At 71.5% G+C, this 8,565-nt stretch carries 3 protein-coding genes and 1 pseudogene; 3 read left to right on the plus strand and 1 reads right to left on the minus strand.

Annotated elements, in window-relative coordinates; translation table 11 throughout:
* Nucleotides 1-632, minus strand: a pseudogene (locus tag H629_RS0113625) (ISL3 family transposase); the annotation flags it as partial.
* A 189-nt stretch (nucleotides 633-821) separates the two neighbouring features.
* Here H629_RS0113625 and H629_RS0113630 point away from each other — a divergent pair.
* The 3 genes from H629_RS0113630 to rplL form a co-directional block, all read left to right on the plus strand.
* Entirely contained in the window at nucleotides 822-7,364 is a 6,543-nt protein-coding gene (locus H629_RS0113630) for a fibronectin type III domain-containing protein (protein WP_024357786.1), read from the plus strand.
* Nucleotides 7,365-7,690: 326 nt separating this feature from the next.
* A complete protein-coding gene (gene rplJ / locus H629_RS0113635; protein WP_024357787.1) occupies nucleotides 7,691-8,200 on the plus strand; it encodes a 50S ribosomal protein L10 in 510 nt (169 codons plus the stop codon).
* An 81-nt stretch (nucleotides 8,201-8,281) separates the two neighbouring features.
* The coding region (rplL, locus tag H629_RS0113640; RefSeq protein ID WP_024357788.1) for a 50S ribosomal protein L7/L12 at nucleotides 8,282-8,565 on the plus strand (284 nt) is incomplete at its 3' end.

An 8,565-nucleotide genomic window follows, 5' to 3' on the forward strand; every position in this document is an offset into this window, starting at 1 on the left:
AATACCTGTTTCGAGCGGCCCTCGACCATGTCCAGCAGCCGGGCCGGGCCGCGTTTCTCGCGCACCGGGGTCAGATCGATGATCACCGTCACATACCTGTCTCCGCAGCGAGTATGCCGCCAGACGTGCTCGTCGACCCCGATCGTGGTAGCTCCGGCGAACCGGCCAGGATCCTCGATGAGCCTCCGTTTCCCCTCGGCCAAGATCGCGGTGTTCGCGGTATGCCACGACACCCCGAGGCCCGCTGCCGCGCGTGACACGGTGAGATGGTCCAGGAGGAGCGCTTCCAACGCCCAGCGGAGCCCACCACGAGAGATCTTCGCCCGGTCCGGGGCAGCGAGCGTGGTGTCCTCGCGCCACACAGCACGGCACCAGGAACATCGGTATCGGCGCACTCGGATCAGCAGCGTCGTGACGCGATGCCCGAAAGGCTCATGCGCGAGCCGGCGAGTCACCGTATCGCGGGCGACCCCCTCGGCTCCGCAACGCCTACACCACGGGTCGGGCTTTTTCACTCGGCACTCGATGACCGCATGGTCGGGCTCGAGGTACTGCCGGGTCGCGGTCAGGCCGAGTTCATCGAGGCGGCAGAACGTCGTCAGATCAGCGGGCTGGAAGGTAGCGTGGTGCATGTCGAGGTCTCTCGGATGGACAGTGTAGGAACTTCCATCATCGAGAGGCCTCGATCTATCTAGCGGCAGCCACTCCGGGCACCACTTCTACACTTCCAAATGCGAAGAGCCCGTTATACTTGATCCATGAGTGTCCTGGGGTCGGGGGCTCAACCGTTGAGGTGACCCCCGAACCTGATGGGGGGAACAGTGCAGAAGACGACCGTGCGTCGCTCGTTGTGGGGCGCTCTCGCAGTCGGAACTGTCGCAGCGCTCGTCGGCGGCACTCTGGTCGCAGGCGCAGAGCCGGCGTGGACCGCTCCGCAGCAGCACGAGGCCACCTTCGACTATACGGTGTCGACGCAGAGCTGGGTCGTGCCCGCGGGCGTGACCTCGATCCAGGTCGAGATCCGCGGCGGCCAGGGCGGCAACGGCGGCGCGGATGCGACGGCGGGACCGGATCCGAGCTCGTATCGCGGTCTGGTGGCCGGCACGCTCGAGGTCACCCCCGGCCAGTCGTTGACGATCGCCGTCGGTCAGGGCGGAGCGAAGGGCCGCGATCGGATCAGCGGGAGCTCGGCCGCGAACACTCCGCCTGCCGGGGGATCGAACCCATTGGGTGCGTACCGAGGCGGCAACGGCGGCTTGGTGGCCACGTCCGGCAGTTCGGGTCAGGGCGGCGCCGGCGGCGCGGCATCGGTACTGCGCGTGAACGGCCAGGACATCGTCGCCGGCGGCGGTGGCGGCAACGGCGGGTCGGGTCAGTACGAGCCGACCCGGGGGCGCCCGGCCGACGGCACCTTCGTCGGCCGCACCGACACCACCTCCTCGAACGGGCAGACGGGCATCCAGCCCAGCGGCGGCACCAGCAACGACGGCGGCGGCTCGGGCGGCGGTGGCGGCGGCGCCCAGGGCGGCGCGCAGGGCCGTGTCGAGTTCGGCGCCGGTACGTCGACCGAGTGGTTCGGCTATGGCGGCTCCGTCGGCGAGAACAGGACGACCGGTTTCGACGGGCTGAGCGCCTCGTATGAGCATGCCGCCCAGAACTCGGGCAACGGCTCGATCGTGATCCGATGGGTCACCGGTACCGCGGCCGCGCCTGCCGCGCCGCAGGGCGTGGCAGGCGTCGGCGAGGTCGACCTCTTCTGGAACCCGCCCGCCGAGATCGGCCAGGGTCCCATCACCGACTACCAGGTGCAGTTCAGCTCCGATGACGGCGGCACCTGGAGCGCATCGCAGACCGTCGGCTCGGCCGACGCCGTGCTCACCGTCGGCGGGCTCACCAACGGCACGGCATACGTCTTCCGCGTCGCCGCGGTGACCCCTGCGGGCGTCGGCGAGTTCTCGCCGAAGTCGCAGCCCCTCACCCCCTACGCGCTTCCGTCGAAGCCGACGATCACGGGCCTCGCCCCGCAAGACGGCGCTCTCTCGGTGACCTTCGATCCTCCGGCGACCGGTGCGCCGCCGACCGGATACCAGTACCGGGTCGACGGGGGCAGCTGGGTGCCCGTCGCCGGCACCGGGCAGCCGATCGTGATCCCCGGCCTGACCAACGGGGTCGCGGTCGACATCGAGCTGCGCGCCACGAGCGCCATGGGCACGGGCGCGATCAGCGATCCGGCATCCGGCACGCCGCGAGCGACCCCCGGGGCGCCGACGATAGTCGGCACCACGGCGGGCATCGGAGTCGGCACGGTCGGCTTCGTCCCCGGCTTCGACGGCGGATCGCCGATCACCGGCTACGAGTACCGCCTCGACGGCGGGGCCTGGCAGCCTCTGGTTTCGGGAGCGAGCCCGCTCGAGCTGACCGGCCTCGGCAACGGCACCTCGACCGCGGTGCAGATCCGTGCGCTGAATGCGGCGGGCGCCGGTGCGCCGAGCGCGGCCGTGAGCATCGTCACGCCCGGTGCTCCCGGTGCTCTCGTCGGGGCCTCTGCGACAGGCCTCGACGGCGCCATCTCCGCATCGTTCTCGCTGGGATCCAACGGCGGGTCGCCGATCACCCGCGTCGAGTACAGCCTCGACGGCGGCGGCACCTGGGTGCCGGTCGGCACGACCGGCCCGATCACGATCCCGGGCCTCGCCAACGGCACCGCGCAGAGCGTCCAGCTGCGCGCGGTCAACGCCGTGGGCGCCGGGCCGGCCTCGACGGTCGCGGCGACTCCCGCGACCGTGCCGGGCGCCCCCGCAGTCGACCACATCGAGCGGACCTCGGGATCCGGTGCGCTCGAGATCGAGTTCACCGCGCCGGGGAACGACGGAGGATCCTCGATTACCGGCTACGAGTACACCACCGACGGCGGAGCGACATGGACGGATGCGGGATCGCTGACCTCGCCGATCACCATCTCCGACGGCAGCGACGGCACACCGCTCGACGAGGGGACCGAGTACACGGTGGCACTGCGAGCGGTCAACGCCGTCGGGGCCGGCCCGGCGTCCACCGCGCGCGCCACTTTCGGCCCGGTGCCCGCGGTGCCCGCGAGTGCTCCGACCATCACCTCTGTCGTTTCCCAGCCGGGTGCCCTGGCTGTGACGTTCACCCCGGGCGACAACGGCGGCGCGACGGTCGACAAGTACCAGTACTCGATCGACGGCGGCAGCACGTGGGCGTCGACGGGATCGCTCTCGGGCCAGTTCGTGATCGGCGGCCTCACCGACGGCACCACCTATGAAGTGCAGGTGCGAGCGGTGACCGGTGCCGGCGACGGCGCGAGCTCGGCTCCTGCGGCGGGTACCCCGGCGTCGACGCCGGCTGCGCCGGCACTGAACGCGGTAGAGCGCGGGGACGGCCGGCTCACGGTCGACCTCACGCTGGGCGGCGACGGCGGATCCGCGATCACCGACCTCGAGTACACCTTGGACGGCGGCACGACCTGGGTCTCGGCCGGTCAGGCTTCGGGTCACGTCACGATCACCGGCTTGAACAACGGCCAGAGCTACACCGTGCAGGTGCGCGCCGTCAACGCGGTCGGTGCCGGCGGCGGATCGAACCAGCTCACCTCGGCCCCGGCCGCTGCACCCCCGCAGTCGGCGCTGGCCCTGACCCCGGGCGACACCACGGTCGCGGTCGCGGCCACGTTCTCCGACGACGGCGGTGCGCCCCTCACCCGGATCGAGTACTCGATCGACGGCGGCAGCACCTGGGTCGGCACGGGCAGCCTCTCCGGCTCGTTCCTGCTGACCGGTCACCCCAACGGCACGCCCGTCGAGGTGCGGGTGCGCGGCGTGAACGCGATCGGCGAGGGCGCCCCCGCGGTCGATTCCGCGACCCCGCGCACGGTCCCTGGCCCGCCCACCGACGTGGTCACCGTGGGCAACACGGGATCGATCGAGGCGAGCTGGCAGGCGCCCGCCGACGACGGCGGATCGCCGATCACCGGGTACACCGCCTATGCCTACGCATCGGTCGATTCGACCACGCCGCTCGCGTCCTGCACCAGCGCCGGCCCCGAGGCGTGCACGATCACGGGGCTCGCCAACGGAACGACCTACTTCGTCGCGGTCGCCGCGACGAACGCCGCCGGCACCGGCCCCGAGTCGACGCGCCGCCCCTCGGCGATGCCGCTGCAGCGACCGGCGGCACCGAACCTCACCGCGGTCGCCCCAGGCGATCAGCGCCTGACGCTGACGTTCACCGCGGGCGCTGCAGGCGACCGGCCGATCCAGCGGTACGAGTACTCGATCGACGGAGGATCGACCTGGCTGCCGCTCGGCACGAGCAGCCCGGCGACCGCCTCGGGTCTCACGAACGGCACGCTCTACAATGCGCAGGTGCGCGCGGTCAGCGAAGCCGGTCCCGGCGCGGCCTCGAACGTTCGCAGCGGCACGCCGTTCGGCTATCCTTTCGCGCCGACGAACATCGTGGCCACCCCCGGCGTCGGCAGCGCGACGGCGACCTGGGATCACGCGGATCTCAACGGCAACACGCTGCAGCGCTACGCCGTCACGCTGTTCAGCGCAGCCTCCGGCGGGACCATCCTCGGCGGCGGAACGCAATTCACCACGGGCACGAGCCTGACCTTCACCGGGTTGGCCAACGGCACGACCTATTGGGTTTCGATCCAGACCGAGACGAGCAGCGGAGCCAGCGCGACGCCGACGCTCTACTCGGAGCGCTCCGATCCGCGCGTGCCGGTCACCCCGCGTCTCGCGGGCACCGCGCCGACGTTCGGCCCGATCACCTCGACGGTCGACGGCTACACGGTCACGATCTCGAACTACGATGCGGCGGCGACCTACACGCTCGATGAGTCCGCGCTGCCGGCCGGCGCTTCGGCGAGCCGCACCGGCAACACGATCACGGTCACGGGTCTCGCTCCGAGCGCGAGCGGCACGGTCGGCGTGACCGCGACGCGATCCGACCGCCTGCCGGCCTCCGCGCCGGTGACCGGCGCAGCGCTGAACGCGGCGCTCGTGCCGACGTTCGGCACGCCGACGCGCACCGCCGACGGCTACACGGTGCAGATCACGAACTACGACGGCGCCTTCTCCTGGGGGGCGACCCCGCTGACCGGTTCGGCGACGGTGAGCGCGTCGGGCCTCGTCACCGTGACGGGTGTGGCCCCCGGCTCTGCGACCACCGTCACCGTGTTGACCTCGCGCAGCGGGTACGCGCCCGGCAGCGCGGCCACCTCGGGAACCGCGCTGAGTGCGGCCCTGGTGCCCGACCTCGGCGCGTCGACGCGCACGGCCGACGGTTACACGTTCCAGATCGAGAACTACGATCCCGATTTCAGCTGGGGCGTCACGCCCTCCGCGGGCACCGCGTCGATCGACGCGTCGGGCCTCGTCACAGTGACGGGCCTCGCGCTTGGCGCCTCCGCGACCGCGACGGTCTCGACCTCGCGCGCCGGGTACGCGCCCGGCAGCGCGGCCGCATCGGGCACGGCGCTCGAGGCAGGCGTCGCTCCCACGTTCGGCACACCCACGCGCACCATCGACGGCTTTACGGTGCAGATCGCCAACTACGACGCGGCGGCGACGTACACGCTCGACGACTCTGCGCTCCCGGCAGGCGCCTCGGCCTCGCGGACCGGTGACACCATCACTGTGACCGGCCTGGCAGCGGGCGCATCAGCGACCGTCGGCGTGGAGGTCTCGAAGACCGGCTTCACCGAGGCCGATGCCGGCGTGACAGGTGCAGCGCTGGATGCGGCGCTCGTGCCGACGTTCGGCACGTCGACGCGCACGGCCGACGGCTACACGGTGCAGATCACGAACTACGACGGCACCTTCGCCTGGGCGGCGACTCCGGTCGACGGTTCGGCGACGGTGAGCGCGTCGGGCCTCGTGACGGTGACCGGCCTCGCTCCAGGCGCCTCGACCTCGGTGGCGGTCTCGACCACGCGCACCGGGTACGTCTCCGGTCACGCGAGCGCACCGGGCACGGCGCTCGAGACGGGCATCGCTCCGACGTTCGGCACGCCGACGCGCACGGCCGACGGCTACACCGTGCAGATCGCGAACTACGATCCCGCCGTCACCTACACGCTCGATGATTCGGCGCTCCCGGCGGGCGCCTCGGCCTCGAGGACCGGTGACACCATCACCGTGACCGGTCTCGCCGCCGGTGCGAGCGGCACGGTCGGCGTCACGGCTTCGCACCCCGATCGCACCGAGGCGTCGGCGCCGGTCGCGGGCACAGCCCTGAACGCGGCCCTGGTGCCGACGTTCGGCACGCCGACGCGCACCGCCGACGGCTACACGGTGCAGATCACAAACTACGACGGCGCCTTCTCCTGGGCGACGACCCCGCTGACCGGCTCGGCGACGGTGAGCGCGTCGGGCCTCGTCACCGTGACGGGTCTCGCGCCAGGCGCCTCGACCTCGGTCACGGTCTCGACCACGCGCACCGACTACGTGCCGGGCAGCTCCGACGTCGCGGGCACGGCGCTCGAGACGGGCGTCGCCCCCACGTTCGGCGCGCCGACGCGCACGGCCGACGGCTACACGGTGCAGATCGACAACTTCGATCCGCTGGCGGTCTACACGTTCTCCGCCCCGCCGGGAGCCTCCGCGGCCGTCGACGGATCGGGTCTCGTGACGGTGACCGGCGTGGCGCCGGCCGACTCGGCGACCGTCGGCGTCACCGTCTCGAAGACCGGCTTCACCGACGCCCAGGCCCCGGTCACGGGCACCGCGCTCGAGACGGGCATCGTGCCGACCTTCGGGCCGGTGACGCGCACGGCCGACGGCTACACGGTCGAGATCACCAACTTCGATCCCACCGCGGTCTATCTGCCCGATGCCCCCGCCGGAGTCACCGCGATCATGGTCGGCAGCACGCTGCTGGTTAGCGGTCTCGCGCCCGAGCAGAGCGCCACGGTCGACCTGCGCGTGCAGCGCCCGGGCTCGACCGAGGCTGCGGCGCCGGTCGCCGGCGCCGCCCAGAAGGCGGGATCCGCGCCGCGCCTCTCGGCGCCCCGGCCCACCCCCGACGGCTTCGAGGTGACCATCATCGACTACGATCCGGCGCTCGGCTACGCGCTTTCGGTCTCGGCGGGCACGGCGACCCGCGATGGCGCCCTGATCACCGTGCGCGGTCTCCGGCCGGGGCAGCAGGCGGTGTTGACGGTGACCTCGTCGAATGCCGGCACGGTGGCGAACACCCAGGCGGTCGCGGGCGCTGCGGCGCTCGCCCCGGGCGCGCTCGAGCAGACCGGCGCGCCGGGCACGCTGCCGCTGGCCGCCCTGGCGGCGCTGCTGATGATCGCGGGAGCCGCCCTGCTCCGCCGGCGCCGAGAGGCGTGACGGGAGGCCGGGCTCCGGACGGTTCGCCGATCCGGAGCCCGGCAGGCCCCCGTTTGGCCCGCTCTCCGATCCGTGATGGCCTTCTCCTTGGCCAAAGACCGCCGGTAGGGTTCGCAAGATCCCCGTAACGTTCGAGGCTTCGGAAACGAAGCGGCGAAGACCTGCGCAGGTGCGAACTCCTCGATCGAGGGATCAGATCCCGAAAGCTCAGAAGCTCCGTGCGTGCGCGCCGGAGCTTTTCTCATTCCCCGGGGAATGCGGATGCTCCGAGCGGCGGTGGCACCGGGCGGCGTCCGCCGGCCGGGAACGACAAACTAGGGAGCACCATGGCTACGAAGGATGCCACGGTCGCCGAACTTCAGGCAAAGTTTGAAGGGTCGACCGCCGTTCTGCTGACTGAGTACCGCGGTCTCACGGTTGCTGAACTGCGCGAGCTGCGCAACAGCATCCGCGAGCACGCGACGTACGCCGTGGCGAAGAACACGCTGACCAAGATCGCCGCCAACAAGGCCGGCGTCACCGCTTTCGATGACGAGCTCGCCGGCCCTTCGGCTCTCGCCTTCGTGCACGGTGACCCTGTCGCGGTTGCGAAGGGACTGCGCGACTTCGCCAAGGCACACCCTCATCTGGTGGTGAAGGCGGGCTACTTCGATGGCAACGCCCTGACCGCCGCTGAGGTAGGCAAGCTCGCCGACCTCGAGAGCCGTGAGGTGCTGCTGGCCAAGGCCGCCGGCGCCATGCAGGCCGCTCTCGTGGGTGCGGCGCAGCTGTTCAACGCTCTGCCCGCCAAGGCCGCCCGCGGCTTCGGCGCGCTGCAGGAGAAGCAGGACGCGTAAGGATCGGCGCCTGCCGATCCGCGAGACAGTCAACCCGCCCGTCGCGCACCGCGCGCGGGCACACCATCAAGGAGAAACATCATGGCTAAGCTTTCGACCGAAGAACTGCTCGAGCAGTTCAAGGGCCTGACCCTCATCGAGCTCTCGGAGTTCGTGAAGGCGTTCGAGGAGACCTTCGACGTCTCGGCCGCCGCCCCCGTCGCGGTCGCCGCCGCCCCCGCCCCCGCCGCCGGTGGCGCTGCCGCCGAGGCCGCCGAGGAGAAGGACGAGTTCGACGTCGTCCTCGAGTCGGCCGGCGACAAGAAGATCCAGGTCATCAAGGTCGTGCGCGAGCTGACCGGCCTGGGCCTGGGCGAGGCGAAGGC

Origin of the sequence: Leucobacter chironomi DSM 19883 (assembly GCF_000421845.1) — a bacterium.
Lineage (GTDB): Bacteria > Actinomycetota > Actinomycetes > Actinomycetales > Microbacteriaceae > Leucobacter > Leucobacter chironomi.

Excerpts from the sequence above, each read along its gene's own strand:
- rplJ (WP_024357787.1), top strand. The coding sequence starts at position 7,691 with ATGGCTACGAAGGATGCCACGGTCGCCGAACTTCAGGCAAAGTTTGAA.